The 25,526-nt window shown below is 47.5% G+C and carries 27 protein-coding genes; 9 read left to right on the top strand and 18 right to left on the bottom strand.

The genetic code is table 11. The features are described from left to right. Positions 1-185: 185 nt before the first annotated feature. The 10 genes from ACEW9I_RS24170 to ACEW9I_RS24125 form a co-directional block, all read right to left on the bottom strand. A complete protein-coding gene (locus ACEW9I_RS24170) occupies positions 186-833 on the bottom strand; it encodes an HpsJ family protein (RefSeq protein ID WP_373542888.1) in 648 nt (215 codons plus the stop codon). A 182-nt stretch (positions 834-1,015) separates the two neighbouring features. After that, a complete protein-coding gene (locus tag ACEW9I_RS24165) occupies positions 1,016-1,720 on the bottom strand; it encodes a cyanoexosortase A system-associated protein (RefSeq protein ID WP_373542887.1) in 705 nt (234 codons plus the stop codon). Then, complete coding sequence (gene crtA / locus ACEW9I_RS24160; protein ID WP_373542886.1) at positions 1,717-2,601, bottom strand: cyanoexosortase A; 885 nt, start codon at positions 2,599-2,601, stop codon at positions 1,717-1,719. Before crtA ends, ACEW9I_RS24165 begins: the two co-directional genes overlap by 4 nt. A gap of 532 nt (positions 2,602-3,133) precedes the next feature. Then, the gene (locus ACEW9I_RS24155; RefSeq protein WP_373542885.1) at positions 3,134-3,760 is read right to left on the bottom strand and encodes a PEP-CTERM sorting domain-containing protein; all 627 of its coding nucleotides are present in this window, start codon (positions 3,758-3,760) and stop codon (positions 3,134-3,136) included. Between the two features lie 197 nt (positions 3,761-3,957). Further along, positions 3,958-4,173 (bottom strand): hypothetical protein, encoded by a 216-nt coding sequence (locus ACEW9I_RS24150; protein WP_373542884.1) that lies wholly within the window; start codon positions 4,171-4,173, stop codon positions 3,958-3,960. Between the two features lie 131 nt (positions 4,174-4,304). Further along, a complete protein-coding gene (locus ACEW9I_RS24145) occupies positions 4,305-4,919 on the bottom strand; it encodes a PEP-CTERM sorting domain-containing protein (RefSeq protein WP_373542883.1) in 615 nt (204 codons plus the stop codon). Positions 4,920-5,225: 306 nt separating this feature from the next. Further along, positions 5,226-5,858: a hypothetical protein gene (locus tag ACEW9I_RS24140; protein ID WP_373542882.1), complete on the bottom strand. Its 633-nt coding sequence runs from the start codon at positions 5,856-5,858 to the stop codon at positions 5,226-5,228. Between the two features lie 112 nt (positions 5,859-5,970). Beyond that, entirely contained in the window at positions 5,971-6,351 is a 381-nt protein-coding gene (locus ACEW9I_RS24135) for a VOC family protein (RefSeq protein WP_373542881.1), read from the bottom strand. A 66-nt stretch (positions 6,352-6,417) separates the two neighbouring features. Continuing rightward, positions 6,418-7,392: a cysteine synthase A gene (locus tag ACEW9I_RS24130; protein WP_373542880.1), complete on the bottom strand. Its 975-nt coding sequence runs from the start codon at positions 7,390-7,392 to the stop codon at positions 6,418-6,420. A gap of 250 nt (positions 7,393-7,642) precedes the next feature. Beyond that, positions 7,643-8,548, bottom strand: a complete 906-nt coding sequence (locus ACEW9I_RS24125; protein ID WP_373542879.1) for a nucleotidyltransferase domain-containing protein — start codon at positions 8,546-8,548, stop codon at positions 7,643-7,645. 98 nt (positions 8,549-8,646) lie between these two features. Here ACEW9I_RS24125 and ispF point away from each other — a divergent pair, with 98 nt between their 5' ends. Then, positions 8,647-9,129, top strand: coding sequence for a 2-C-methyl-D-erythritol 2,4-cyclodiphosphate synthase (gene ispF / locus ACEW9I_RS24120; protein ID WP_373542878.1), 483 nt, complete (start codon positions 8,647-8,649; stop codon positions 9,127-9,129). Between the two features lie 85 nt (positions 9,130-9,214). Then, on the top strand, positions 9,215-10,027 hold the full coding sequence (locus tag ACEW9I_RS24115) for a tetratricopeptide repeat protein (protein WP_373542877.1): 813 nt from the start codon (positions 9,215-9,217) through the stop codon (positions 10,025-10,027). A gap of 174 nt (positions 10,028-10,201) precedes the next feature. On the opposite strand, the gene ACEW9I_RS24110 is transcribed toward ACEW9I_RS24115, so the two are convergent. Further along, complete coding sequence (locus ACEW9I_RS24110) at positions 10,202-10,504, bottom strand: hypothetical protein (RefSeq protein WP_373542876.1); 303 nt, start codon at positions 10,502-10,504, stop codon at positions 10,202-10,204. Positions 10,505-10,779: 275 nt separating this feature from the next. Between ACEW9I_RS24110 and ACEW9I_RS24105 the strand changes: the two genes are divergently transcribed. Beyond that, positions 10,780-11,265 carry a hypothetical protein gene (locus ACEW9I_RS24105; RefSeq protein ID WP_373542875.1) on the top strand — a complete coding sequence of 162 codons (486 nt, stop codon included), beginning with the start codon at positions 10,780-10,782 and terminating at the stop codon, positions 11,263-11,265. Here ACEW9I_RS24105 and ACEW9I_RS24100 read toward each other — a convergent pair. Continuing rightward, on the bottom strand, positions 11,226-12,935 hold the full coding sequence (locus ACEW9I_RS24100; protein ID WP_373542874.1) for a DUF3084 domain-containing protein: 1,710 nt from the start codon (positions 12,933-12,935) through the stop codon (positions 11,226-11,228). The genes ACEW9I_RS24105 and ACEW9I_RS24100 overlap by 40 nt on opposite strands. Before the next feature lie 352 nt (positions 12,936-13,287). Between ACEW9I_RS24100 and cdaA the strand changes: the two genes are divergently transcribed. The 3 genes from cdaA to ACEW9I_RS24085 all read left to right on the top strand — a co-directional run bounded on the left by cdaA (position 13,288) and on the right by ACEW9I_RS24085 (position 16,979). Further along, positions 13,288-14,187: a diadenylate cyclase CdaA gene (gene cdaA / locus ACEW9I_RS24095; protein WP_373542873.1), complete on the top strand. Its 900-nt coding sequence runs from the start codon at positions 13,288-13,290 to the stop codon at positions 14,185-14,187. Between the two features lie 61 nt (positions 14,188-14,248). Continuing rightward, the gene (locus ACEW9I_RS24090; RefSeq protein WP_373542872.1) at positions 14,249-14,998 is read left to right on the top strand and encodes an isoprenyl transferase; all 750 of its coding nucleotides are present in this window, start codon (positions 14,249-14,251) and stop codon (positions 14,996-14,998) included. Positions 14,999-15,413: 415 nt separating this feature from the next. Further along, complete coding sequence (locus ACEW9I_RS24085) at positions 15,414-16,979, top strand: peptide ligase PGM1-related protein (RefSeq protein WP_373542871.1); 1,566 nt, start codon at positions 15,414-15,416, stop codon at positions 16,977-16,979. Positions 16,980-17,047: 68 nt separating this feature from the next. Here the strand turns inward: ACEW9I_RS24085 and ACEW9I_RS24080 are convergent, their stop codons facing one another. After that, entirely contained in the window at positions 17,048-17,995 is a 948-nt protein-coding gene (locus ACEW9I_RS24080) for a carbohydrate kinase (RefSeq protein ID WP_373542870.1), read from the bottom strand. A gap of 180 nt (positions 17,996-18,175) precedes the next feature. Between ACEW9I_RS24080 and queA the strand changes: the two genes are divergently transcribed. Then, positions 18,176-19,255, top strand: coding sequence for a tRNA preQ1(34) S-adenosylmethionine ribosyltransferase-isomerase QueA (gene queA, locus ACEW9I_RS24075; protein ID WP_373542869.1), 1,080 nt, complete (start codon positions 18,176-18,178; stop codon positions 19,253-19,255). Here the strand turns inward: queA and ACEW9I_RS24070 are convergent. Next, positions 19,252-19,707 carry a VOC family protein gene (locus tag ACEW9I_RS24070; RefSeq protein WP_373542868.1) on the bottom strand — a complete coding sequence of 152 codons (456 nt, stop codon included), beginning with the start codon at positions 19,705-19,707 and terminating at the stop codon, positions 19,252-19,254. The genes queA and ACEW9I_RS24070 overlap by 4 nt on opposite strands. Positions 19,708-19,927: 220 nt before the next feature. Here ACEW9I_RS24070 and ACEW9I_RS24065 point away from each other — a divergent pair, with 220 nt between their 5' ends. Continuing rightward, on the top strand, positions 19,928-20,116 hold the full coding sequence (locus ACEW9I_RS24065) for a hypothetical protein (protein ID WP_373542867.1): 189 nt from the start codon (positions 19,928-19,930) through the stop codon (positions 20,114-20,116). 71 nt (positions 20,117-20,187) lie between these two features. Then, on the top strand, positions 20,188-22,521 hold the full coding sequence (locus ACEW9I_RS24060) for a DUF3488 and transglutaminase-like domain-containing protein (protein ID WP_373542866.1): 2,334 nt from the start codon (positions 20,188-20,190) through the stop codon (positions 22,519-22,521). 208 nt (positions 22,522-22,729) lie between these two features. On the opposite strand, the gene ACEW9I_RS24055 is transcribed toward ACEW9I_RS24060, so the two are convergent. The 4 genes from ACEW9I_RS24055 to ACEW9I_RS24040 all read right to left on the bottom strand — a co-directional run bounded on the left by ACEW9I_RS24055 (position 22,730) and on the right by ACEW9I_RS24040 (position 25,249). Next, on the bottom strand, positions 22,730-23,458 hold the full coding sequence (locus ACEW9I_RS24055; RefSeq protein WP_373542865.1) for a DUF1995 family protein: 729 nt from the start codon (positions 23,456-23,458) through the stop codon (positions 22,730-22,732). 201 nt (positions 23,459-23,659) lie between these two features. Continuing rightward, complete coding sequence (locus ACEW9I_RS24050; protein WP_373542864.1) at positions 23,660-24,142, bottom strand: C40 family peptidase; 483 nt, start codon at positions 24,140-24,142, stop codon at positions 23,660-23,662. A gap of 126 nt (positions 24,143-24,268) precedes the next feature. Then, complete coding sequence (locus ACEW9I_RS24045; protein ID WP_373542863.1) at positions 24,269-24,892, bottom strand: DNA-3-methyladenine glycosylase; 624 nt, start codon at positions 24,890-24,892, stop codon at positions 24,269-24,271. Positions 24,893-24,952: 60 nt separating this feature from the next. Next, complete coding sequence (locus ACEW9I_RS24040; protein ID WP_373542862.1) at positions 24,953-25,249, bottom strand: hypothetical protein; 297 nt, start codon at positions 25,247-25,249, stop codon at positions 24,953-24,955. Between the last annotated feature and the right edge of the window lie 277 nt (positions 25,250-25,526).

The following is a 25,526-nucleotide window of genomic DNA, read 5'->3' as shown; positions in this document are numbered from 1 at the left end:
CAGTGCCATGTCTGCTGACATCGCACCAGTAACTACTAGATTTAACAAAGAGTAGGAATTTGCTTGTTGCAACACATGCGGAGGAAACCTCCACATATGTTGCAACTATCAACTGTCAACTGTCAACTGTCAACTGTCAACTGTCAACTGTCAACTGTCAACTGTCAACTGTCAACTATCAACTGTCATTGTCTTGCCCAGGCAGTTCCTGCCCAAATCCGAATAAATAAAACGCCCGTCACCATTGCGCCCAAGCCCCACTTAATTGCGTTCTTGAATAAAGCCAGTCGTTGACCGCCATTGGTAATGGCAGCTTGATCTTTGAAATTCTTCTCGGCTGTTGCCGCTTCTTGTAGCACTTTCGCCTTAAAAGCTTGCGGGTCTGTACCAGCAGGTACGCGATTATTTTTCATCAGAGCTTCTAGCTGTGCAGGTTGCGCTTTTCCTACCTGCGCTTGAATCTGTTGGACTTGAGTGATGCGCGGATCGAATTGCGCGCTAACTTGTGCTTGGCTGCGATCGTTTAAAGCTGGGGGAGTGATAAAAAAGACGACTACCAACGCAAAATAAAACACCCCAGCTACCAAGGCAAGCCAAGACAATAGTTTGAGAATCAGCAGCTCTCTTTTTTTGCGAGAATCTTGATTTTCATAAAAAACTAGAATAAAGCCAATCAGTGGCACAGCAGAACGCTCCACAAAACCGCCAGCAGTTTGAAACTGCCAACCTGGGTTGCTCAGTTGTAGCGGGATGAAGGCGACGATGACATCAAATAATGTCAATACTAACAGCCCATAACCAACAACACGAAATAAAACTAGAACGGGAGTCATGAAATAGCACCTTTAAATTCGATCGGAATAGAGAAAGTTTAGTGGGGATGGTGAGCTGAGATCGGCTCCAGATCTGCCAATTTCCAGCTCGATGGTGGAGCAAAAAGCCCGATGCCAGCACTCTGGCACCTGCTGAAATAGGTCTTGGCACAGTGTTTGTTAATTTTCATTGGCTGGGGATCTTATGCTGCGGGGAAATGTAACTGCCACCAGCGAATCCAGTTCACACCCACTGTTTCTAACGTTTTCATCGTAGCATCAGGTGTCGCCGGATCGATCGGAGCAGATAGGAGCGTCCATAGACAGCGACTATCTCTGAGTGTCTGTTTGCCCAATAACCACGGTACCAATCGAGCGAATGGGATGCCATTGGTGAGTGGGTTGGGATTGCTGTTGGCATGAAACTGATCTCCAGTCACCGTTGTCATCCCTTGCGGACTGATACAGGTGCCAAAATAAGCAGTTTTCTGATGGATAAATAAACTATAGAACCCCAAACCAGATTGCTCTTTGAGCGTCGATGGCAGCAATACCGTCGCCGGAACTTTGGTAAATACTGGCAGCATCGCATCCATCGTCGGTCGATTGGCGACACCATCAGTGATGTAACGGATCTCCAGATCGATCGGTTGGGGAGTGTGTGGATAGCGATAAGACTTCCCAGTCGCCACCATCCCATCCTTAAAGGTATGCGGGGCTAGTGGCTTGCCGACTGCGATCTGTCCGCCTGGCAACGGCACTTGCGCGGGAAAGTCAAAGGCAGCAGGTGCGCTCAGACTGGATTTGGTCGGGTTATTGATGAGGGCATTGCCCAGGACACCGAGCGCACCCCCACAGAGGAGGAGTAGTAGCGATTGACGCGCAAAACTGGCAATAGCGATTGTCATTCTACTTCCTCCGGTTGGGGTAGTCCTGGCATAAATACCTCGATTAAGATCTTCAACAGAATAACTAGTAAAAATGTGCCGATGACCGAAAATACCAGCGAACCCGAACCAGCGTGCCAATAATCAAAAGCTGCCATCTGTTTTTGAGCAACAAGAATAGCCATCAGTGCCACTCGGAGCGCGTTGACAATAAACCCGATCGCGATCGCCGCGACAGGCAAAACCAACTTTTGAAACCATTTCCAAGGCAAGGGTAACAGCATCAGAAATAAAATCGACATTCCCAGTAATTGAGTCATTGCCACGACCCCAGAACAGCCGCTATAGACTTGGACACTGCCCCCTGGGAGATGGATATAGATCCCCTTGAGGCTTACATTAAAGCCGGAATACCACAGCAACGAACTGGCAAACTGAGCGGTAAGTGGTGAAGGATCGGTGAGCTTGGCAAGCAGCACTTCGGGTATTCCCAAAAAGAATAGGAGCACGAGTTCGCGCCAATATTCCCGCAAGCCCCGAAAGCCAGCAGCAACCAACGCTAGAGCGATACCTGCAAAAAATGGGTAGGCGACCAAAAAAGACTCCTCGCAGTAGCCAGTACTCTTGATCAGTAATACTGCCAGTAACAGCGCGCCGACCAAACTAGCGACAGGGCCAGTTTGGAACTCTAGTTTGTCCTGTCGCTCCCAGAGCAGATAAGCCGCCGTCAGCCAAAACAGCACACTGGTGATTTGACGATCGGAACCACTAACTTTGAAGGTGAGAGTCAGATGGACGGCGACGATCGCGACACCTAGGACTAGTAGTAAAAAAGCTGGTGATGAGAGGGAGATGCGTTTGAAAAAAGCCTGTTGTTTCATGCTTTCTAAGAGTTGTGTCAAGTGCCCACAGGTGGGAGAGCAAGAACGGGATCGGGTGGTGTGTTGTCCCCGAAGCGATCGACTTGCTGGGGTATCTAAAAACTAACAACCTTAGTATTGCGTATTATGGTCGATCTCTCTAATATTTCTCACAAGTAAATTTTAGTGGTGCGATAGTTTGGTCTTGCATGTCATTTTTGATACAGCACAATAGTGGGGATCGTCAACCCAATTTGGTGTTGATGATACCAAATTAAATCGAACAAATGACAGATAGGCTCCGCCCCTTGTAAAGGGACGGCTGGGTGGGGTAAAGATTAAATCGGTATGAAAACACTCGTCCCAGTAGCAAACCACTCTCGATCTGACACAAAAAAGCACTGCAAGTAGCAGTGCTTCGATCTAGATTTGTTGGGAAATCAATGCTGAGATGGCAATCGCATTGAGCCGCCAAGAGGGTAAGAGCTAGGCACTACTTTGCAGGCGATCCCAGTCATTGATGTCATATCTCTGGCAAGGCGTAAAAATTAATTGCCGCTCTTGAGCTAATTTCCTAAACTTTAGCAGCCGCTTTGAGTTTCTTTCTCGTGCGGATCGCAGCCGCGCCACCAACCAAAGTACCGATGATGGTAAAAGGTTCAGGTACAGCAGTAGTCTGTTCGAGCTTGATGTTGTCAAGCACGACACCGCCAAATCCTGGAGTAGTGGATACAAAGCTCAGAGCACCACTAAAGGGCTGAGTAGAACTAAAGCTACCTTGAAAAAAACCTGAATTAACGGCAACATTAGATAAGACGCCGATTTGAGTCGTACCTAAAAAGATATTAGCTCCACCACCTGCTCCGTTTGTGCCATAGTCATAGGACAGATTCAATGTATCGCCAGCAGCGAAACTAAAGCTACCGATCGAGGTAATAGTACCGGAAGTATTACCGTTGAGGTCGATATAGTTACCATTACCAGGGAAAAGATTGAATGAGCCATTGTCGCCGATTAGATCGACGTTACCACCAGTAACTGTGAATGCCGATCCTACAGGATTACCAACACCAATATTAAATTGGTCTGAAGTGCCAGAACCAAAAGTTTCATCGATTAAGGTGACCGCACTAGCAGGAGTAGCGAACTGAGCGAGGGCAACGACACCGAAAGCAGCAGCCATTAAAGAACGTAATTTCATTTTAAATCTGGGTAAGGGACGATCGCGGTAGTGATGATCGAACTAGGGACAACATTACAAAGTTGACTTTGCTACTTTTTTAGTTGCCTAATTGACACCTCTATTTATAGATTGCCCAAGATTTACGGAAAGTAACCATGATGAAATTCTTTCTTGTGATTTTTGCTGTCGTTGGCGTTGACTGCGCTCGAAGTAGGTCATCGCGATCGCTCCTCATGTGCCACTTGCCAATCGTGCCGTAAGCTGATGGAGATCGTGCCTCCAAGCAATCCCATTTCTACCCAATGTAGATCCGATCGAGCCTGCCATGAATTGCTGCTAGCGATCATAATAGAGCGATTGGGATAGTGGGGACGCTCTGGTGATAAGCGTCTATCTAGACGGGGATCGGACAGCACTACGATGGAAATCATCGCTATATTCGTAAGGGCAATCCCGATCTCAACATTGGTTCACACAAAAAAGATCGTGAAAGGCTACAGCTTTTCTCGATCTTTCATGAAGATGACTCGATCTTGAGAGCGAGCCATGAGGCATTGGGGATCTATACGTTGCTATCGACTTTCAGTTTTTTTCTGAGTCGGATCGCTGCTGTGCCACCTACGAGAGTACCAATTATAGTGAAAGGCTCGGGTACGGCTGTAGAGCTGAGCTGAATGTTATCCAGCACGATGCCGCCAAATCCGCCGTTGGTCGATACAAAGCTCAAAGCACCACTTTCGCCACTAGCGATGGTAAAGCTTTGAGGGGTAAAAGATGAACCACTAGGAGTAGTCAAGGCACCGAGTAAAGTCGTGCCGAGAAATACATCTGCACTAGTCGGAGATCCGTTCGTTCCATAGTCAAACGACAAGCTACCACCATTGGCGAATGTAAAGCTACTAGTAGATGTAATCGTACCTGACGTACTACCGTTTAGATCGATATAATTACCATTGCCAGGATAGAAATCAAGCCCAGGGTTGTCGTCACCGATTAAATCGATGTTACCAGCACTAACTGTAAAAGCACCAATAGTACTACTAGGGGGAATATTGAATGTGTCTGGAAGACCAGTACCAAAATTTTCGTTGATGAGGGAAGCTGCGCTAGCAGGGGCAGCAAGCTGGGATAGGACTGCCACACTGATGGCAGAAGTCATTGCAAAACGTAGTTTCATGATGAATTTTGATGAAGGATAATCGGGGAACGATTGTCAAAAACCTAGGAAGAAATTGAAAGCTAGTTTTACTACTTTCTAGTTACCCTATTTATCTTCCTATGGTTAGATTACAGCATATTCTCCAAAAATCAACTACCTAATTGATGCTTTTTTCCAAATTTGTCGCTCGTTGGCGATCGACTCAGTAGAAAACTTGGCTATTAGTATAAAGAATGATACAAACAACTAACTAGATAGCTTTTTGCTAAACTAAATAGTCCGATCTTGAGAATCAGACTGAGCCGATCGATCGGTCAAAACAGGTTACTTTGTACTCATGCCTAAACCAGTTTGACCAGTGGTATTCAACCAAATTTGACAGGGATTCTGGTTGGTGATTTTACTTGAATTAGGTGTGGCGGTGGGGTTACTAGGATTGTCACAAGTATACTCAGCCAAGGCAATTTTTTGCGTGTTGCAGATTTTGAGGTTGTATCCATAATCGCGAGCGACACGACCGAATTTGGCGATCGTCCGATAGCGATCGATATAGTCGTACATATTCCAATATTGCGTATCAACTAATACATAAATTTGGTTCTGGCTGCGATTGGCGATCCAGTTGGTCACCAATTTTGCGGGAAATTGTTCGCTCGTCCACCACAAGCTGGGTACTGTCGTTCCTTTGGGGGATACGGTATCTGCTGTGACAATATTTGGGTTGGCATTGGCATTAGCAGCATTGAGCAAAGTCAGGCTGATATCACAAATCTCTGGTGTTGATGGGATGATACTTGGCTGGGCTAATGTGTTGTGACTCCAGCCCACAGTCATCACCAAGCTAGTCATCCAACCGATCGCACAGATGTGACATGAGTGAGTCGAATGATAACCTAATTTCGGTAGCCAACGAGGAGTCGATAGTGTGGCGATCGTCTGAGCCTGGACTGCCATCATAGTAGTTAATTTAGATTTTGAGCTGAGACGACTTTAACCTCAAAATAGTTCGCCGCCACTCGATCTGATACGATCGTCGTCGGGAGTTTGACAGTTGGTCGGCGGTGCAATCTTACGCTCCAATTTCGATCCAGGTGAGTTCGATCGCATTACCGTCAGGATCTTGGGTGAATAGTGCGGCTCTACCAGAATTACTCATTTTTACCACACAATTGACTGCAAGTAGCTGTTGTTTGGCGGCATCCAAATCCTGAATTGCTAGCGCGATGTGGGGATTGCGAGTTGACTTCATCAGATCGATCTCACGATTGGTGTGATAATTTACATCTTCAATTAGATGGATTTGGAAGTTACCAATTTGATACCAAGCTCCAGGATAATTGAGCAATCGATCGACCCGTTTGAGTCCCAAAATTTTACTATAAAACTCGATCGATCGCTCTAGATTTGAGACGATTATTGCCGCATGTAGACAACTGACAACTTCAATCATCGAGGGTAGAGGGTAGAGGGTAGTTAGTTGCTGTTGATGATATTCGCTCTATGTCGATTCGATCGCTCAATCGATTGTTAAGCCTTTGGTGGCTAGCCACTCGCGGTTAAAAATGCGGGATTGATATCTGGCTCCACCATCGCATAATATCGTCACAATCGTGTGTCCTGGTCCCATGTGCTGTGCCAATCTTACCGCCGCCGCTACATTGATACCGGCAGAGCCGCCCATAAATAAGCCATCCTGACGCAGCAGTTGATAGACTACTTTGATGCACTCGCGATCGTCAATCTGGATCGCATCATCGATTGGCACACCTTCTAGATTACCAGTTACTCGACTATTACCAATACCTTCAGTAATCGAACTGCCTTCGATGGCAATCTTACCAGTTTTTACATAACTATATAAGCCACTGCCCATCGGATCGGCGATGACACTTTTAATCTGTGGATTCCGCTCTTTGAGAAACATTGATACCCCAGCAAAAGTACCGCCCGTACCCGTTGAAGCAACCCAACCATCAATTTTACCATCCGTCTGCGCCCAGATTTCGGGGCCAGTAGTCTCATAATGTGCCAACCGATTGGCAAGGTTCTCAAACTGATTTGCCCAGATGGCATTCTCCATCTCGGCGGCTACTCGTCCCGATAATTTCACATAATTATTCGGATCTTTGTAGGGCACAGCAGGCACTGTGCGGACTTCTGCGCCTAGTGTTCGCAGAGCTTCGATTTTTTCTGCCGACTGAGTTTCGGGGATGATAATCAGGCATTTATACCCCTTAGCGTTGCAAATATGTGCCAACCCAATCCCCGTATTTCCGGCAGTGCCTTCAACTACAGTACCACCTGGCTGAAGCATACCCCGCCGCTCGGCATCTTCGATGATATATAGTGCAGCTCTGTCTTTGACGGAACCACCTGGATTGAGAAATTCGGCTTTGCCCAAGATTTCGCATCCTGTCGCATCGCTAAAACTATCGAGCCGAATCAATGGTGTATTCCCAATTGTCTCTACAAAGCCGCGTTTGATATCCATTGGTTTAAATTTAGTCGATCGGTAATCGGTCACAGCGAGTGGTGGCTGCGATCCACCACAGGTATCATTATAAATAGCTGGGCGTAATTAAATCTAAAATATCCTGTAATCTACCATCTAGGTTGTAGGCAATCTATAGTAATCCTCAATCAGATACATTGTATCGACATTGGTGCGTTAAGGCTGCTGCCTAACACACCCTACACGAACCCTAGCGGCTCATTTAAGATTGCTCCCCACCTAATTAATTCTAGCTACTACCCAGCACATATTTTTGAAACAATCGATCTAGAGCTAGAGCGTCAACATGATGCTTGGGAATAAGTTTGACAGCTTGCTCACACGCTGCGATTTCTAATTTAATAAAATTATTCAAAATCTTGCTAACTGGAATCATCGTGGCTTCGGTGGCTGTGGATTTAATAGTCAATAAGCGATCGATCTCAACTAAGATATCTTGCCGATCGCTAATCAATTCGAGTAACATCGTCAATACCATTGGGGGAAACGTTTGACGCGTCACAATCCATTTTGCAGCGAGGATCGGACGGAGGGCATAAAAATACTTTTTTAACTTGACAACATCAGACTGAAGATGTTCTCGGTAGGTGGAGATCGTCATGTTTAGATAATGATGAATCCCAGCGCGAGGAGCGTAATAACTATTTGCTAGTTCCAATAGTTGAGTAGTAAGATGACTATGCGCTTGATAAACAATCGGTGACTGAATCCATTCATAGATGACTGAGTTGGAGCCTTTAAATAGTTTGAGAGCTTTACGGAGATCCCAACCATTAAGATCTAGCAATGAATCCACAGGTAGATCGATCGTATCGGGACGATCGTCGATCGATAGATACCATGACAAAGGACGCAGATAAATAAACCGGACATCGTAATCGCTATCTGGCGACGGAAAACCCCACGCGCGACTTCCTGACTCACAGGCGTAGAGGATGACAATTTGTTCGTCGGTGGCGATCTGCTGCAACGCAGTGGAGATCGTCGTGTCGATCGCTGCTACTGTTGTGGTGGTGGCTATTTCCATCGATATTTCGTTCCAAAAATATGCTGGTTTAATCTCGATCGAATTATAGCGATCGCTAGACGTGGTATCAAGACAGTGACCCCTACCATCCTGCGACGATCTCACCATCCACCATTTACAATGTTCGATCTAAATTTGTCACTGACAAACAAGTAAGATGACGATCGAGTACTAAATATTTTGACACATCATTACGCTGAGAATTCATGAACATCAGGATCGGCAATGGTTACGACATTCATCGGCTTGTCTTAGGGCGTCCCCTGATTTTGGGTGGAGTACGACTCGAACACGAACTAGGGTTATTGGGACATAGTGACGCCGATGTGCTGACTCATGCGATTATGGATGCGCTGTTGGGTGCCTTGAGCTTGGGCGATATCGGGCACTTTTTCCCGCCGACAGATCCCCAATGGACGGGTGCTGATAGTATCGAACTCCTCAAACAAGTTCATAGTCTCATTATCGATCGCGGGTGGCAAATTGCCAATCTCGATACAGTTGTCGTCGCCGAACGTCCCAAGCTCAAGCCACATATCATCGCCATGCGCCATCGCTTGGCAGCGGCTCTCCAGTTGCTACCAGAGCAAGTCGGTGTCAAAGCGACTACTAATGAACAATTGGATGCTACCGGACGGGAGGAGGGGATTTGTGCCTATGCTGTGGTGTTATTGACAAAGGAGGATTAGACAGTAGATCGCGATTCACTTTCATTTGTGTTGTCTGGCTAATTCCTTTACAGTGAGATAGAGCAAATTATCAAGAGCGAAGTTTATGGTGTGGCGTTGGTTGGTAGGTATTTTGGCGATCGTGCTAATCGTGTTGACTCCAATCAGTCCTGGATGGGCGCAGCCAGCACCTACCACTGTTACTGACGCCCAATTTGAACTGGGCGACAAGTTGCGTACCCAAGCTTTTACAGCGACTAATGAGGGGAATTTTGCCCTAGCGGAACGGTATTGGACGCAACTGCTCGATCTATTTCCGCAAAATCCAGCAATCTGGAGCAATCGGGGTAACTCTCGCGTCAGTCAGAATAAATTGCCGGAAGCGATCGCGGATTTTGATAAATCGATCGATTTATTACCAGGATATCCCGATGCTTATCTCAATCGTGGTACAGCCTTAGAAGGTTTGGGAAAATGGCAAGAAGCGATCGCGGACTATCAGCAACTCCTGTCGATCGATCCCCAAGATGCGATGGCGTACAACAATTTGGGTAATGCTTATGGCGGTTTGGGCGAGTGGCAGATGGCGATCGACAACTATCTCAAGGCGTCAGCCATCGCGCCGGACTTTGCCTTTGCACGGGCTAATTACGCTTTAGCTTTGTATCAGCAGGGTGAAACTGCTGACGCGATTCGCAATATGAAAAATATTGTCAGGAAATATCGGGATTTTCCAGATGTTCGCGCCGCGCTCAGTGCTGCTCTGTGGCAAGATGGACAGCGGGGTGAAGCTGAAAGTAATTGGGTGGCGGTAATTGGCTTGGATAGTCGCTATAAGGATCTCGATTGGGTCAAAAATACCCGCCGCTGGCCACCAAATATGGTGTCCGCTTTGGAAAAGTTTTTGAAGTTACAGTGATAGCAATACTGCTCGGTTAATCTAAAAACTAGTTAGTTCGCGTAGGCGGACTTTGCGTCACTAGCGGCGACTTCAGTCGCTAGCAGTTCTTAAACGAGAAGTATAGGACACGTCAGATCCCCGACTTCTCCCAGAAGTCGGGGATCTGACGTGTCTTCACCACTTTGGCAGTTGCTATGTTTGCGCCGACTTGCTGACGATCGCCATCGGTGCGGTAGGAGTGAGATCGCGCGCGGGTGTAGCGGTGACGAGCGGGGATTGCGCTGAAGTTAAGACTGGATTTGGCTGTTTGATTTCTGAGATTGTTACTGTTTTTGGGAGACTAAATGACAACTTGCCTGCGGAATTGGACGCGATCGCTAGGACAGCACCCAAGATTAAATAAACTGGAAAAGGGAGATCGAGATCCTTAATTGACTGAAATAACTGCGCGATCGCTAGCACAATGAAAAAGATCGCAATCCAGAATTGAGGCATAAATTTGCAATATTTGGAGTAACTAAGTGTTGCCAATGCCGATCGAGCTGACGAGAGATCGAAGTCGCGGTCACTACAGCACTCGTTCTCATGCTAGTGCTCGGATAGTGTCTATCAACAATATCCGAACCGATCGCCATTGTCAAGGGTGGAAAAACGGACATAACCTCGTCACAAAAAATTGACTTCAGCTCTAAAAATATCGTATTTATCACATCCTTTAATTTTAACTAAAGATGATAAGCTGTTAGGCGATGAGTTAGGAAACCTTAACTTTGGCAATCGTCGAAATAACCCCCAATTTCCCGAGTATCACTACCACAGATCGACTCCTAGAGTTGATAAGTCAGCACCCTGATGGTCTCACCATCAAGGAGCTAGCCGATCGGTTAAATCGTCCCGTTTCGATGCTCCAAATTTGTCTAAAAAACTCGATCGCTAGTCAAAAAGTAGCGATCGAACGGCAAAAATACGGGCAAAAGTTAGCAAAAGTATATGTCTTAAAACCAGACAAAACTCATTCCCAGCTTCAGCTTCAGCCGATTGCTAGTCATAGTTGTCGGAGCGTCACGCCGATGCACTTACGGGAAGGAGCTGGATTGACAAAAATACAACTAGCGATCGAATTGGGATTGAGCGTAAGGACGATCGATAATTGGGAGCAAAAACGCTCTCAACCAAAACTAGTTCCTTCTCAACTCAAGCGGATGATGTCAGTGTATCAATGTACACTCGATCGCTTGATTGAGGCATTTGAGTAAGTATTAAATAATACCTTGCTCCGGTCGATCGCTTGCAATTTAATTACAAGCGGCCCTAATGTATAAGTATCCCGATCGACAATCGCACTGATTTCGGTCGGTTTTTTTTGGGCTTTGACTCGATCTAAAAATTGAACGTAGGTAGCGAGTTGTCCATCGCCAACTTGTGGCTTGTCATCCAAGATGCCCGCCCGTCTCGCCCGCAGTTGAGAAGTTACTAGTAAAATATTGAGTTGTTGGCGAATTTGTTCTTCATTCATCGTGGTCGGATCGATACTAACCGTGGCAATTTTGGCACCTCGCTCGAAGAGTTGGCGATCGGGGATGGCATCGATAAATACTTGAATATTTTTGTCGCCGACGACATAATTACCTGTCGAAAAAATTCTAACTACATAGTTATTGCGGCGATTGGCAATTTGGCGTTTGAGTTGGGTTAATTGCTGGGGTGCCAACTCGATGAGCTGTTGTTTGGTGTTATTGTCAGGGTCGATCGCTCGGAGTGCATTGAGATTAGCTTGCTCTACCAGCCGATCGAGCTGTTTAGTCACATCGGGACTGTTGGCTTTGACAATAGTACTTGCCAAAACTCGATCGCGCAGAATCCCTACATTCCCTTGCCGAATCTTGCGATACTCTTGCTCGATATTATTGACTTCTCGTTCGATTGAGTCCAATCCTTGGCGATCGGTTTTGATTTTCAACTCAATTTTTTTGAGCTGTCGATCTCTCAATTTTAATTGCAGGGCACGAGTTTGAAATTCACGTTCTAACTGTTGGTGTTGTTTGTCTTTTTCTTTGAGTTGTGCTTGACGAACTACTAATTTGCGATCGAGTTGCTCGAGCTGAGTCTTGAGGTTGGACAATTCTGTTTGTTGGGCTTGTCGCTGTGCTTCCAGATTCGCCAAATTTGTAGTCCGCTGTTGCAACTCTCGTGCTAGTTGTCTGAGATTGTGCTCATCGGTATGGAGACGGCGAATCTGACTCGCCAAGTTGGGGTTTGCCGTGATGGTATTGAGTCGGTGTTGAAGCTGCGATCGCTTGCTAGTAAGCGCGATCGCTTGTTGCTGGAGCGGCAATATCGTTGGTTCGAGCAGCTCGATTTGGGATTGAATCTCACCTACCTGAGTGGCGATGACGCGCTGTTGAGCGGTCAAATCGCCGCGCTGACGAACAATTTCCGTGACCGATCGGACGAGATCGTTTCGCTGAGTGGCGACGGATGCGAGCTGCTGTTTGGTATTTTGAAAATTCTGTGAGGCAACTGATTGTTTGAGCACCTCATCTTTGAGGGAGTTATCGATACCTGAGAGGAGATTTTTTGCGGCTAGCTGCTCGGTGCGGGCAACTTCTAGTTCTTGCTGGACGCGATCTTTTTGCGCCAACGTGCGGGCGAGATTTTCTCTAGTATCAGCGAGTTTGCGTTGAATCTTTTGGAGATCGAACACGCCAATTCGGAGTTGTTCGCTGGCTCCAAAAATCAGTGTGAGTACGGAGGCTGAGATCAGTGTCCCTGCGAAAATTGTTACCAGTGTAGCTGTCTGACGCGGCCGGAGTTTGAATAATGACAGTCTTGCCTTACCCACCCGCGTGCCGATCCGATCTCCAGACACCGCGATGATGCCCCCCAAAATTAAGATTGCCCCGATTAAAATATACCCGCTAGTCATTGCTCCAGACACCGTGATGATGCCCCCCTCAAATTAACATTGCCCCGATTGGAATATAGCCGCTAGTCATCCTTAAAGGTGGCTGGAATATGCTCGTAGACTGAGGCGCAAACTTACTGCTCGATCGTGTGAAGGGGTTGACTCCGATCATATCACAGCCATTTTTGGAGGTGGGGAAGATTGCCAAAACAGGTCGCCGGATCTCACATCGCTAAGATCGGCAAATTCTAGGATCGGCTAGTGAATACTCGATCCAATTGTGCGTGGCGGGGAAATACTCCCGTAGATTGATTGTCGATCGACTCCAATGTGGCATAGAATCTAGGGATTGGTTGTAGTGGATAAGTTGCCAATGACTTTGGGTCTGGGGTTTGATTCCCACTTTACTGAATCCTGGTTACGTCAAAGTGTCGATTTAGGATTGGTAATTGCCCTCACTTTTCTAGTGTTGCTAGCGGTCAGAGATCGCCGCACACTCTGGATGGTACGAGGGTTAATTGTGCTGGTAATTGTGGCAGAGGTCGGTCAGCGGCTGCAATTGCGGCTGTTGAGCTTTGTCTTGGACAAATTGGTCATTGGAGCTGCGCTGGCGATGTCAGTTGCCTTCCAGTCGGAATTTCGTCGCTTTTTAGAGCAGTTGGGACGGGGGAATCTATTGCCGTCACTGCGTTCGACGCGACGAGTCAGTATTGATGCCGATCGCTCGCTCGATCGGATCGTCGATGCTGTCAAGGAGCTATCCCAGCAACGCACTGGCGCATTGATGATCCTCGAAACCAATGAGCTGATGGATGAGCGCGATTTTGCCGTACCAGGGGTAAAATTAGATGCTCAGTTATCCAAGGAACTGATCCAAACCATCTTTCAAAACACGACCTTACTACACGATGGTGCGGTGTTTATTCGCGGCGATCGCGTCATCTCCGCAGGCGTGATTTTACCACTCTCCGAACGGGCGGCTTCGAGACAGTTGGGTACTAGGCATCGCGCCGCAATGGGGATCACCGAACGCACGAACAATTGCGTCTGTATCGTCGTCTCCGAAGAAACGGGATCGATTTCCCTCGCTGAGTCGGGAATACTCGATCGCCCCCTAACTAGCAGTAAACTGAAGGAGCTGTTGGAACTCCGGTTCGCTCCGACTAGCGAACGTGAATCGGGGCAGCCAAGTTTACGGATCTGGGGACGCAAATTCAGTACTCGCAGCATCAAGCTGATGCGTCGTTTGCTACAATTGCCTGAAAACAAATGATCTATGAATTTACCTCCGTTCGCAATTCATAATTCATAACTCATCACTTACAACTTCTTAGATGACTCCCAATACGACCAGTCTCATCGAACTACCTACCGATTTAGATGGCACTCAGCTACCCCAACATGTAGCCGCGATCATGGATGGGAATGGCAGATGGGCAAAACAGCGAGGATTGCCGCGGATGATGGGGCACAAGCGCGGTGCGGCTGCACTCAAGGATCTCCTCCGCTGCTGCAAGGATTGGGGGATTGGGGCGTTGACTGTCTATGCTTTTTCGACTGAAAATTGGGGCAGATCGATGGAGGAGGTAGATTTTTTGATGACTTTATTTGAGAATTTATTTCAGGCAGAACTTGCAGAAATGGTACTTGAAGGTGTCAAATTGGAGGTAGTTGGTGACTTGGCACACCTCAGCCCCTCCCTCTATCGGGCGATCGATCGAGCCAAAACTGCGACTCAACACAATCAAGGCGTCCGCTTTACAGTCGCGATTAATTATGGTGGTAGACAGGAGATTGTCAGAGCTTGTCAGACGATTGCCACTCAAGTTCGAGCGGGGGAGATCGAAGTTGCTGATATTGACGAAAATTTGCTTTCTGAGCATTTAGATACTGCCAATTTGCCCGATCCCGATTTGTTAATTCGGACTAGTGGTGAGATGCGAATTAGTAACTTTTTGTTATGGCAATTGGCGTATGCTGAAATTTATGTTACGGATACATTATGGCCAGACTTTGACAGGCGGGCATTTCATCAAGCTTTGCTCAATTATCAACAACGTCATCGTCGGTTTGGGAAGGCGTAAATTTAGTTGACAGTTGCGGATGCTGTTCAGGCGGAGGATACCTGGCGCATGTGTTGCACCAGCGGCTCGCGATACGTAGGCTCTGCCGAGGGTTTGCGGATGCTGTTCACGCGGAGGAACCCTGGTGCATGTGTTGCACCAAGCAGCGAGACAAGACAAGCAGATAGTTGACAGTTGACAGCTTAGGAATAAGGGTGGAAATCTAATGTGCTGGGCTGCATTGAAAAATGTCTCGCTTCATCAATCGAACTATGTGTGAATCATTTTTTAACAAAATCCAGGGGTTCAAATCCCGACCCTAAAAACCTCACTGTCTCGATCGCGCTAAACCTCGGCTCTGCTCAAGGTTTAGCAAATCGCTGTCAACTGTCAACTATCAACTGTCAACTGTTTAATTAACTGGATATCTAACCTGATGCTAGGTGGTGATAAGTCTCGATCGAAACATGACGAATTTCAAAAATTGCAGTCACGCTTACCCAGCGTGTGGCGTAGTTTTGATGCTCAAATGAATAGCGATCTCGATATTTTAGTCGTACCATCGTTGAGTTTGGATCGAGGTGAACTCATCAAGGTGGAAGGGTGTATTCATTATGAAGAGCGGTTGTTATTTGCGTTGATGCGGTTGTCAAATCCACGGACGCGACTGATTTATGTGACATCCGTACCGTTAGCTCCGATCGCGATCGATTATTATTTGCAGTTATTACCAGGTATTCCTTTTTCACATGCCCGCGAACGGCTATTATTATTTTCAACTGATGATTATTCACTTCAACCCTTGAGCCAAAAAATTCTCGATCGTCCGCGCTTACTCGATCGAATTAAGCGATCTTTGCGACCAGATCGATCGGTGATGTACTGTTATAATTCGACAGCGATCGAACGCGATTTGGCTCTCAAATTGGACACGCCGCTGTATGCGCTCGATCCAGATTTACTTTACTGGGGCACCAAAGCAGGCAGTCGGCAGATTTTTGCCGAATGTGGGATTCCCCATCCCGATGGTAGCCAGCTTGTATTTACAGATCGCGATTTGGCAGTAGTGGCGGCAGAGCTGTGGGAGCGACAATCGCACCTACAACGGTTGGTTGTCAAATTAAATGAAGGCTTTTCGGGTGAAGGCAATGCGATCCTCGATCTGCGTCCCTTGGGCAATCCGTCTACTCATGCCGAGCGAGTTGAGACAATTTATCAAGCATTTCCAGATCTGAGTTTTCAAGGTAACAATGAAACCTGGACGAACTTCCAAACTAAAATCAGTCATCTCGGGGCGATCGTGGAAGCTTTTGTTGAAGGTGAAATCAAAGAGTCCCCCAGCGTTCAGGGGTGCATCACACCGCTAGGAACTGTCGAAATCCTCTCTACTCACGATCAGATTTTGGGTGGCCCTGACGGGCAAATTTTCCTCGGTTGTCAATTCCCAGCAGCGGAAAACTATCGCTTACAACTTCAAGAGTTGGGATTGGCAATTGGTAAAAATCTCGCTGCCAAAGGAGCGATCGAACGGTTCGGGGTGGACTTTATTGCGGTGCCGAATGCGGATGGCAGTTGGGATCTAGAAGCGATCGAAATCAATCTCCGAAAGGGTGGGACTACTCATCCATTTATGACGCTCAAATTGCTCACGAATGGTTATTATCACCTAGAGGATGGTTTATTTTATAGTCAACAGGGTCAGCCCAAATACTATGTGGCTTCGGACAATCTACACCGATCGCAGTATCGCGGTCTGTTGCCTACCGATTTGATGGATATTATCGCTCATCATCGCTTGCATTTTGATACTAGTACCGAGACAGGCACTGTCTTTCATCTCATGGGATCGTTATCTGAATTTGGTAAAGTGGGGCTGACAAGTATCGGTAATTCTTTAGTAGAAGCACAGGAGATTTATCATCAAGTTGAGGAAATTTTAAATCGAGAAACTCAACTAGTAAATCATAATTCGGCACTACCGATCGCCTGGAAATGTCGATAGCACCGATCGACTCACATCTGGCACAAGTAGATATTTATGATTGGGGATCGTCGGGTACTACATCTACTTTACTCACCACCCGATCTCTGTAGAAACTGGATGATTTCGGTGTGAGTAGGTTGAGCATCGATCGCACCAGCTTGGCGAGTCGTCAAAGCTCCAGCAGCAGCCGCATACCTAACTATTTCGGTACCAGATTTTTTCCCCGCTCCTAGTTGATGCAATAACCCAGCGACAAAAGCATCGCCAGCACCTGTAGTATCGATCGCGGTGACGCTAAAAGCTGACTGCTGTCCGCTGTTACCATCCAGCCAATACTCACAGATTTTGCCACCATCTGTCACGAAAATTCCTAGGGCTTTAGGTAAATATGTACACAAAGATTGCGGGAATGTTTCAGCATAGATGAGTTCTGCCTCCTCGCGGGCAAACTTGACATAATCGGCTTGTTGTAGTAGAGATTTAATCTTGGGAATAGCAATTGCTGGATCTGTCCAAAAAGTTGGTCGCCAGTTGATATCTACCATGATTTTTACCCCCTCTGCCTGGGCCAATTTCACGGCTTGCCAGGTGCTAGCAGCACTATCAGGATAAGCCAAAGCTAATGTCCCCAGTAGCAAAAAGTCTGCACCGACAAATAACGAGTTGGGGACTTTGCTAAGTCGGGCATCGGCAAATTCATCCGTAGGGATATCGCCGAAACCGCCAAATATGCGATCGCCATCAGTAGTTCTGAGTACCTGAACTTGGCGGGTAGGGGCTGTAGGGTGGTGTTGAAGTCCAGTAATATCGACGCCTTCAGTTGCTAGTTTCGCTGCCAATTGTCCGCCAGCTTCATCGTTACCCACACAGCCGATCATGCGCGATCGATCGCCCATTTTTACCAGCGCACAGGCGACATTTGCAGGTGCGCCACCAGGTAGCGGTGTCCAAGATTTGACATGTTCGCTGCTGACTCCGCTCTCGTTGGCTAAGAGATCGAAAAGGACTTCACCGAGACAAATGACGATCGACATGGGGTAGAAGGTAGAGGGTAGCGATGCGCGATACGTAGGGTTCCCCGAGGGTTTAGCGACCCAAATCACGCGGAGGTTCCCTCCGCATGTGTTTGGGTCAAGACAGCGCATCAAGACAGAGGGTAGAGGGTAGGGTGAGGGGGTTAAACTATTAGTAAATATTCGCTCGACTTAGGTAAGATGATTACGGATGAAGACCTACTATTAGCCAGTTATCATTATGACTTGCCGGAGGAGCTGATCGCGCAGACTCCGCTGGTGCCGAGGGATCGATCGCGATTGTTGGTAGTCGAGCCTGGGAATGGGTGCCAACATCGTCACTTTCATGAGATTGCGGATTTTTTAGCGGCTGGGGATTTGCTCGTATTCAATAATACTCAAGTAATTCCGGCGCGAATTTATGGTGTGAAGACGACAGGTGCGCCTGTTGAGATCTTACTACTCTCCGAGCAACAGCATAACTGCTGGTTGGCATTGGTAAAACCAGGACGTAAGCTCAAAATCGGTACCCAAATTGTGTTCTCAGCCCGCGATCCTGCGGCGGCGATTTCGCAAATTACGGCAACGATTATTGCCAGGGATGAGCTGACTGGGGGGCGATTGCTACAATTTGACTTACCCAGTGACATTCCCTTAATTTCAATACTTGCTGACTTTGGGGAATTACCGTTACCGCCGTATATCAATGCCAGTACATCTACACCCGAACAGTACCAGACTGTTTATGCCAAAATACCTGGAGCGGTAGCGGCACCTACGGCTGGATTACATTTTACACCCGCATTGCTCGATCGCTTGACCGATCGCGGTATCCATCAAACTCAGGTAACTCTGCATGTGGGTGTGGGCACTTTTCGCCCTGTCGAAGCTGCGGATATTACTACCCATCAGATGCACCATGAATGGCTGGAGATATCGAGCGAATCGATCGAGCTGATTGCCGCCACTAAGGCTGCTGGCGGCAAGGTATATGCAGTTGGGACTACAGCAGTCCGCGTCCTCGAAACAGCCGCTCAATCGGGCAAATTGCAGCCTTACAGCGGCGATACCAATATCTTTATCTATCCTGGTTATCAATGGCGAGTGGTGGATGGCTTGATTACCAATTTTCACCTTCCTGGATCGAGTTTGATGATGTTGGTGAGTGCAGCGATCGGGAGGCAACGATTATTAGATTTATACCAGATCGCAATTGAGGATCGCTATCGCTTTTATTCATTTGGCGATGCGATGTTGATTCGTTCGTTTCAACCGAGTTAATTGCAGCGAATTTCTACCATGAAGCCGTCTGGATCGTAGCAATAAATCCCTCTACCTGTCGATCGGGTGACGGGTTCTCCCTCGATGTGAACATCATTGTCACGCAAGACTTTGACTGCCAATTCAAATAAGTCAGGAGCGATATCAAATGCTAGATGATTGGCGCGGGTGAATTGTACCGTGGGATCGACTGCTGGTGGTGAGAGATCTGGTTCGGCAAATAGATCGAGAATAGTACCATCGGGGAGACTAAAGTTGGCGACTCGTCCCTGTCGGACTAATTCCATCAGGCTGCTAGGTACTTCCACACCTGTGAGTTCGTGCAGTCCCAAGATCTTGCCGTAAAAGTGGCGGGAGGCTGCCATATTTGCCACATTTAGCGCGAGATGGTGCAAGCGAGATAGGGCACCAGTAGGGAGTGTGGATCGAGCGGGACTACTAACGATCTTCATGATATCGATGATTGAGGGTCAGACTCAAACAAAAAAAGCACCACAACACTAATATGCTAGCGAAAACCGGACAGATTTAGCGGCGATCGTCAGTCAGGACTGTCCTGATTTGAGGATAGCGGAGGTGTATATTCAAACTAAGACGCAGATTTAACCAGTTACCGTGCATTACCTGGGGTTGACAGATCGTCAACCAACATCTAAATCAATTTGAGAGTGAGTGCCGAACGTGGAAGATCGATTACCATTATTAATTCAAAAACAGCTCAATGCCCAAATTGAGCAACGTCCGCCATTGTTTCCGTGGGAGGCAGAAGTTGAGGACTATGAAACAACTGAGGCAGAATCTGGGAACCCTATACTTATCAAGATCCCACTTGCCCCACTACCACCCAGTAGCGATGTCTAGATCGGCTGCACCAACGATAACTGGTAGCAAGTCGTGCGGGGGTAGAGATAATTGTCGCTCATACTTTGATTATGCCCACCAACACTCAACAGCGATCGAGTCCGATCTTGACGCGCATTCGCCAGCAGATGGCAATGATGCCCACAACTGCACCAGAGGAATCACTGCTCCTGCGAGTATTGGTGCAATCAATGGTAGTAGTCGGAATTATTGCCACTGATGTAGCGGCGGAGACTAATCTGAGTTTGTGGGCGATCCCGCTGAGTATTGTCGGTGCTACTTGGAGTTGGTATCATCGTCACGATCGCAATATCGGGGCAAAATTTGGGTTAGCATTGGCGATGGTAGCGGCATTGGGTTATTTTGTCTCGAATCTAGTCGGGAGTCTCAATGATACGCGGCTAGTTTTGGCAGAGTTATTGGTACAGATGCAGGTGATTCATACTTTCGATCTGCCGCGACGCAAGGATTTGGGCTATTCAATGACGATCGGGTTAATCTTAATTAGCGTCGCTGGTACTCTGAGTCAGACTCTGGCTTTTGCACCGTTATTGTTATTGTTTCTGACGATCGCGATTCCGGTCTTATTTCTCGATTATCGATCGCGTTTAGCTCTGGCACCATTAATCATTACCAGTCCTACCCAGATTACCAAAATTGGGCTACCGTGGCGACGACTGGGGCAATTATTGGGTGTAGTACTAGCGATCGGTTTAGTTATTTTTGCACTGATGCCACGCTTTCCAGGCTACCAAGGTTCGCTCCCCGTGAGTGCGCCGATGCAGTATCAACGGCAGCAGGTAGATATGCGCGGTATCATCAACCCTGGCTATCAGCGTCAGGGTAAAGGGGGAAATGGGACAGGTCAACAGATCGATGGTAAAGGTGCCAATGGTCAGAATGACGGGAAATTAGATGATAATTTTTATTATGGGTTTAACTCGCAAATCGACCAAAATCTACGCGGTGCGATGAAGCCCAAACTAGTGATGCGGGTACGTTCCCAAGCTCCAGGATTTTGGCAGGCGTTGGCATTCGATCGCTATACTGGGCAAGGCTGGGAAATTTCACGGAACTCGCAAACGCGGAAGGTGCATCGCTTGGATTGGGATGCCAAATTTACCCTCACCCACCCTGCCTCGAATATGCCCAGCAAGCAGGTGATTCAAAGCTATACAGCCTTAGAAGAGTTGCCAAATATCATTCCAGGGATGTCCACCATCCATCAGTTATATTTTCCCACTTCCGAAATTGCGATCGATAAAGAAGGTAGTATCCGATCGCCTGTCGGTTTGCAGCAAGGTTTGACCTATAGTGTCGTGTCTCAAGTCCGGTTTCGCGATCGTCAACTCCTCGATCGAGCTAGTACCGACTATCCCAAAACCATCACTGATTATTATCTCCAAATCCCCGCGCCAATCTCGGCTAAGTTGCAAAAATTCACTCAAGATGTAGTTGCTAAAGCTGCCCAACAGCAAGTCAGTCAGCAGAGCCAACCACTCACATCCAACTACGCAAAATCGCTGTACCTCGCCCAATATCTCAAACAACATTATCGTCTGCCCCAAGACCCAATCGCACTCGATCGCGTTCCAGATGGCGGCGACTTGGCAAGCTGGTTTCTCTTCCGCTGTGAGGGCAAATCGACTAGTTGCCAACCAGGTGGTTATGGCGACCACTTTGCGACTACTTATACAATGATGCTACGCTCGATCGGGATTCCCGCGCGCTTAGTTGTCGGCTTCGATCCTGGCAAATTCAACCCCTTCACCGGATACTATGAAGTTTCCAATACCGATGCACATGCCCTGACAGAGGTCTATTTCCCTAAATATGGTTGGTTTGCTTTCGATCCGATTCCTGGGCACCCCTTGACCCCGCCAGGTGTGGATGAAGACCAAACTTTTAGTACGCTCGGGCAACTTTGGAACTGGGTGGCTAGCTGGCTACCTTCGCCCGTCACCGCTTGGCTAGCATATATTTGGTCGCTCGCGCTCGGCTGGTTAGCGGTGGGTATTGGTGGGTTTTTCAGTTTATTTAGTCAGGGGTGGTTGGGGATATTTAGCGGTAGTGCGATCGCGATTTCGATCGCCTTTTGCGGTTGGTGGGGATGGCAACAATTGGGCAAATGGCGACATCGCCAATGGTTAAAAAAACTATCACCAGTAGAGCGCGTCTATCAACAAATGCTCGCTCAACTACGCGATCGTGGCAGCTCCAAGCAGCCAGCCCAAACACCGCTAGAATACGCCCAAATGATTAGAGATACTCATGCGACTGACACTAGTACGATCGTGACGGAAATCTCTCAAGCGTATACGGCTTGGCGGTATGGACAAGCAGCCCAACGACTGGATCGATTGCAGGAGTTATTAGTCAGTCTCCAGAAAGTAAAGGTTGAATAACTAACCCAACTTGCTACCTCCAGAAAACGCCGACGATTTTAATCGTGGCTAATGTTGCCAAGTCCGCCTGTCTTGATTCGCGCTTTCCGTCGGGGAACAAAGGCGTGCGCGAAGCGATTCGCGCACTGAATGTATTAGTCCGCGAAGGCGGACTTCGCATCATCAGCGGCGACTTCAGTCGCAGGTAAAAAATAGGTAGCTATCGAAATTATCTACTCAAAGTCCGTAAAAAGCGACCCAAACTAGCAAAGATCCCGACTGATTTGGCAGGAGTGGCGGGATCGCCAGGATTGGTAGTCGAGGGAGTCAAAATCTCGTCTAGCTCATCGCCAACGGGCTTCTGAGGGCGTTCGGCGATGAGGGCATACTCATCACCTTGTTCTACCCACACCTGCCATTGAGCTGGATAACAGCGGTAGATGGCGGATGTTTCCAGGGGTTTGATATAGTAGGCACAGGTCAGCGTCGTCATGAATCGATCGCGCAATTGTCGAGCTGCATAACCGATGCCGACGATCGCGGCATCTTCGAGTTTTGGTAAAAATAATATCACCGGACGATCGCCTGCGGCAATACACAATTTTTCGACTTGAGCGACTTCGATTGCCGATGGTTCGATCGCGATAAATAACTGGTCTTCAGCTTGAATTTTAGCCTCGATCGGCGATCGACTATTGCCCAGATCGTCGATCTTAAAATTAATATCTTGCCAATCTCGCTTGGCTAGAGCGGCGGCACCAGTATCGGGCAATAATACCTTGAGCGTATTCCCACGATCGCTAAATGCTTCGATAAATTGTCGTGCCCAACCCATCGACTTGAGTTCGGGAATCAAAATCTCGACTGTAATCCGTTGGTGTCCATCGGCAATCGCTGCCATTGTCGCAGCCTGAGCCAAGGCGATCGATTCTTCGAGAGTGGTGGGTAATTGTGACATGAAACCGTAGCAACTGATATCTCTACTAGCGTACAGCTCGATCGGACATCAACACAACCACCGATGATGACGGTTACCATCGCACAGTGATGGAAATCGCCGATCTGCAAGGCAGACGCTCCGCGAACGGGGTGCAAAGTCCGCCTTCTCTTCGAGACGCTTCGCGATCGCGGACTGAGATTTCGATCTTCACTTTACCCCCTAGCCCGCAGGTAATAAAGACAATATTTTATAGGGACGCTTGCCCCAATAACTACCAGGTGCAAAGCTGGTTTCCTTCACACCAGTAGTAGACTGAGCACCGATAAACTTGCGGGCGCGAACGTCAGTGATAATTCCAATATGTGCAGATGCTCCCCCCGCAGCAGCAAACACAATTACATCCCCCACAATCGGGGATTTGGTAAGGGAGAAATCCCCGTCGCGCAAGTAGTCATCCGCCATCCGATAGTCATAGCCATCAAACACACTACTGTAGACAGCATAAACAAAATGGGAACAGTCCACCCCATTTTTATCTTTACCACCATATTGATAACGAGTACCTTGCCAAGACTTGGCTTCAGCCACCACCAGCGCGAGATCTTGCGATGTAAAGACATCATCCCGATTTTCATTACCCGCCCTCGCAGGCAAGATTGCGGAGCAGATTACCAATGCACACACCAGCATTTTTTGATACATAAATATCTCGATCGAATGGTAGCTAATTTGTTAAACCCAACCCTGGCGAGGTATCGATAAAGACAGGGACACTTCTACAGTTAAATTACCCAAATTTAGTACCGGAGCGATCGGATTTCCAAATCGCTAGCTGACGATGGCTCGATCGAGTTTTGAGACAGCATTACAACCAGTGAGATACCATCGCCACGGCAATTCGATCCCCTGTGTCAAGCCAATGCGCGTGGTTTGGGTGAGTGCGATCGTGCCTGTATCTAGCTGGGCTTGCCAGTCTGGAGATCGCTGCTCCACCCACATCGCTTGCCCCTGTTCGAGCTTTGTCCCATACAGAGCCAGATCGATTTGCATCGCCAGACAGAGCTTCCCTGGCCCTGCGGCGGCTCGGACGGGCTTCTCCTTGGGTTTGAGCAAAATAGTACTCAACGTCGCTGGTGCTAGCTCCAGTGCCCGAATCAGCACCGCACTGGGCGCACCCACTCGATCGGTTACCACATTCATACAGTGATACATCCCATAAATCAAATACACATACACATATCCTGGCGCACCAAACATGATTTGATTGCGTTTGGTTTGTTTGCGATAGGCATGACAAGCCGGATCTCCCTCTTGATAAGCCTCTGTCTCGACAATCAGCCCGCGTAATTGCGTACCGTCGAGAAGTTGACGCACTAATGTACAGCCGATTAATGCTGGTGCAACACTCACAGCCGATCGATCGAACCACTCGATGGGAATAACTGGTTCCATATTAAAATTTTTGACAAGATCGAGTTAAATCCCTGCACCTTCACCTATAAAACTAACCAGCTAGATTTGAGAACGCTCGAACTTTAATCGATAGACTCGGTTCCTAATATAGATATGAGTTTCAGTTACTAGTGTTATCAATTCTTCTGGGGTTAACAAATCTGTGAAACCTTCTTGCAGAAGCGCAGCCAAACGATTGACATCGATCTGACTGGAAAAAATTTTGCCAGCAAAATCTAAATTATTTCCCAAATCTGCGCCAATCAGAATATCTACTCCGGTTTCGGCTTCTAGATTGGCAGCCGATCTCACCCAATCTTCGTCTGTTGCCCAATTTACTCGATCGATTATAATCATCTAGATTCCCTTGCTCTGGCTAAATTTGCTCCGTGAGCATTGCTCACCCTACTTTTTACTTCTATAATCTGCTGGCAGAGACAACCAGCAATTTATTATCCTTGGTTCCATTTATAGATGTCCCCAATACTTCTAATCCTGACTGCCTGACACAAGTGGCTCAAAAGCAGACAGAGAGAAGAAAAGAGTAGAAAAACATGAGAAGCTAAAGTTACGAACGCTCTAGCTGAAATTCGCATGAATGCTTCTACTCCTCTGTATATTCAACTATTAGGCT

Source organism: Chamaesiphon sp. (genome assembly GCF_041738855.1).
Classification (GTDB): Bacteria; Cyanobacteriota; Cyanobacteriia; order Cyanobacteriales; family Chamaesiphonaceae; genus Chamaesiphon.
This window is presented reverse-complemented; position numbering and strand designations above follow the sequence as displayed.

Excerpts from the sequence above, each read along its gene's own strand:
- ACEW9I_RS24085 (WP_373542871.1), top strand. The coding sequence starts at position 15,414 with ATGCTAGGTGGTGATAAGTCTCGATCGAAACATGACGAATTTCAAAAA.
- ACEW9I_RS24155 (WP_373542885.1), bottom strand. The coding sequence starts at position 3,760 with ATGAAATTACGTTCTTTAATGGCTGCTGCTTTCGGTGTCGTTGCCCTC.
- ACEW9I_RS24040 (WP_373542862.1), bottom strand. The coding sequence starts at position 25,249 with ATGATTATAATCGATCGAGTAAATTGGGCAACAGACGAAGATTGGGTG.
- cdaA (WP_373542873.1), top strand. The coding sequence starts at position 13,288 with ATGACTTTGGGTCTGGGGTTTGATTCCCACTTTACTGAATCCTGGTTA.
- queA (WP_373542869.1), top strand. The coding sequence starts at position 18,176 with ATGATTACGGATGAAGACCTACTATTAGCCAGTTATCATTATGACTTG.
- ACEW9I_RS24145 (WP_373542883.1), bottom strand. The coding sequence starts at position 4,919 with ATGAAACTACGTTTTGCAATGACTTCTGCCATCAGTGTGGCAGTCCTA.
- ACEW9I_RS24090 (WP_373542872.1), top strand. The coding sequence starts at position 14,249 with ATGACTCCCAATACGACCAGTCTCATCGAACTACCTACCGATTTAGAT.
- ACEW9I_RS24100 (WP_373542874.1), bottom strand. The coding sequence starts at position 12,935 with ATGACTAGCGGGTATATTTTAATCGGGGCAATCTTAATTTTGGGGGGC.
- ACEW9I_RS24060 (WP_373542866.1), top strand. The coding sequence starts at position 20,188 with ATGCCCACCAACACTCAACAGCGATCGAGTCCGATCTTGACGCGCATT.
- ispF (WP_373542878.1), top strand. The coding sequence starts at position 8,647 with ATGAACATCAGGATCGGCAATGGTTACGACATTCATCGGCTTGTCTTA.
- ACEW9I_RS24050 (WP_373542864.1), bottom strand. The coding sequence starts at position 24,142 with ATGTATCAAAAAATGCTGGTGTGTGCATTGGTAATCTGCTCCGCAATC.
- ACEW9I_RS24150 (WP_373542884.1), bottom strand. The coding sequence starts at position 4,173 with ATGATTTCCATCGTAGTGCTGTCCGATCCCCGTCTAGATAGACGCTTA.
- ACEW9I_RS24115 (WP_373542877.1), top strand. The coding sequence starts at position 9,215 with ATGGTGTGGCGTTGGTTGGTAGGTATTTTGGCGATCGTGCTAATCGTG.
- ACEW9I_RS24080 (WP_373542870.1), bottom strand. The coding sequence starts at position 17,995 with ATGTCGATCGTCATTTGTCTCGGTGAAGTCCTTTTCGATCTCTTAGCC.
- ACEW9I_RS24125 (WP_373542879.1), bottom strand. The coding sequence starts at position 8,548 with ATGGTGAGATCGTCGCAGGATGGTAGGGGTCACTGTCTTGATACCACG.
- ACEW9I_RS24135 (WP_373542881.1), bottom strand. The coding sequence starts at position 6,351 with ATGATTGAAGTTGTCAGTTGTCTACATGCGGCAATAATCGTCTCAAAT.
- ACEW9I_RS24070 (WP_373542868.1), bottom strand. The coding sequence starts at position 19,707 with ATGAAGATCGTTAGTAGTCCCGCTCGATCCACACTCCCTACTGGTGCC.
- ACEW9I_RS24130 (WP_373542880.1), bottom strand. The coding sequence starts at position 7,392 with ATGGATATCAAACGCGGCTTTGTAGAGACAATTGGGAATACACCATTG.
- ACEW9I_RS24140 (WP_373542882.1), bottom strand. The coding sequence starts at position 5,858 with ATGATGGCAGTCCAGGCTCAGACGATCGCCACACTATCGACTCCTCGT.
- ACEW9I_RS24045 (WP_373542863.1), bottom strand. The coding sequence starts at position 24,892 with ATGGAACCAGTTATTCCCATCGAGTGGTTCGATCGATCGGCTGTGAGT.
- ACEW9I_RS24165 (WP_373542887.1), bottom strand. The coding sequence starts at position 1,720 with ATGACAATCGCTATTGCCAGTTTTGCGCGTCAATCGCTACTACTCCTC.
- ACEW9I_RS24110 (WP_373542876.1), bottom strand. The coding sequence starts at position 10,504 with ATGCCTCAATTCTGGATTGCGATCTTTTTCATTGTGCTAGCGATCGCG.
- ACEW9I_RS24055 (WP_373542865.1), bottom strand. The coding sequence starts at position 23,458 with ATGTCACAATTACCCACCACTCTCGAAGAATCGATCGCCTTGGCTCAG.
- ACEW9I_RS24170 (WP_373542888.1), bottom strand. The coding sequence starts at position 833 with ATGACTCCCGTTCTAGTTTTATTTCGTGTTGTTGGTTATGGGCTGTTA.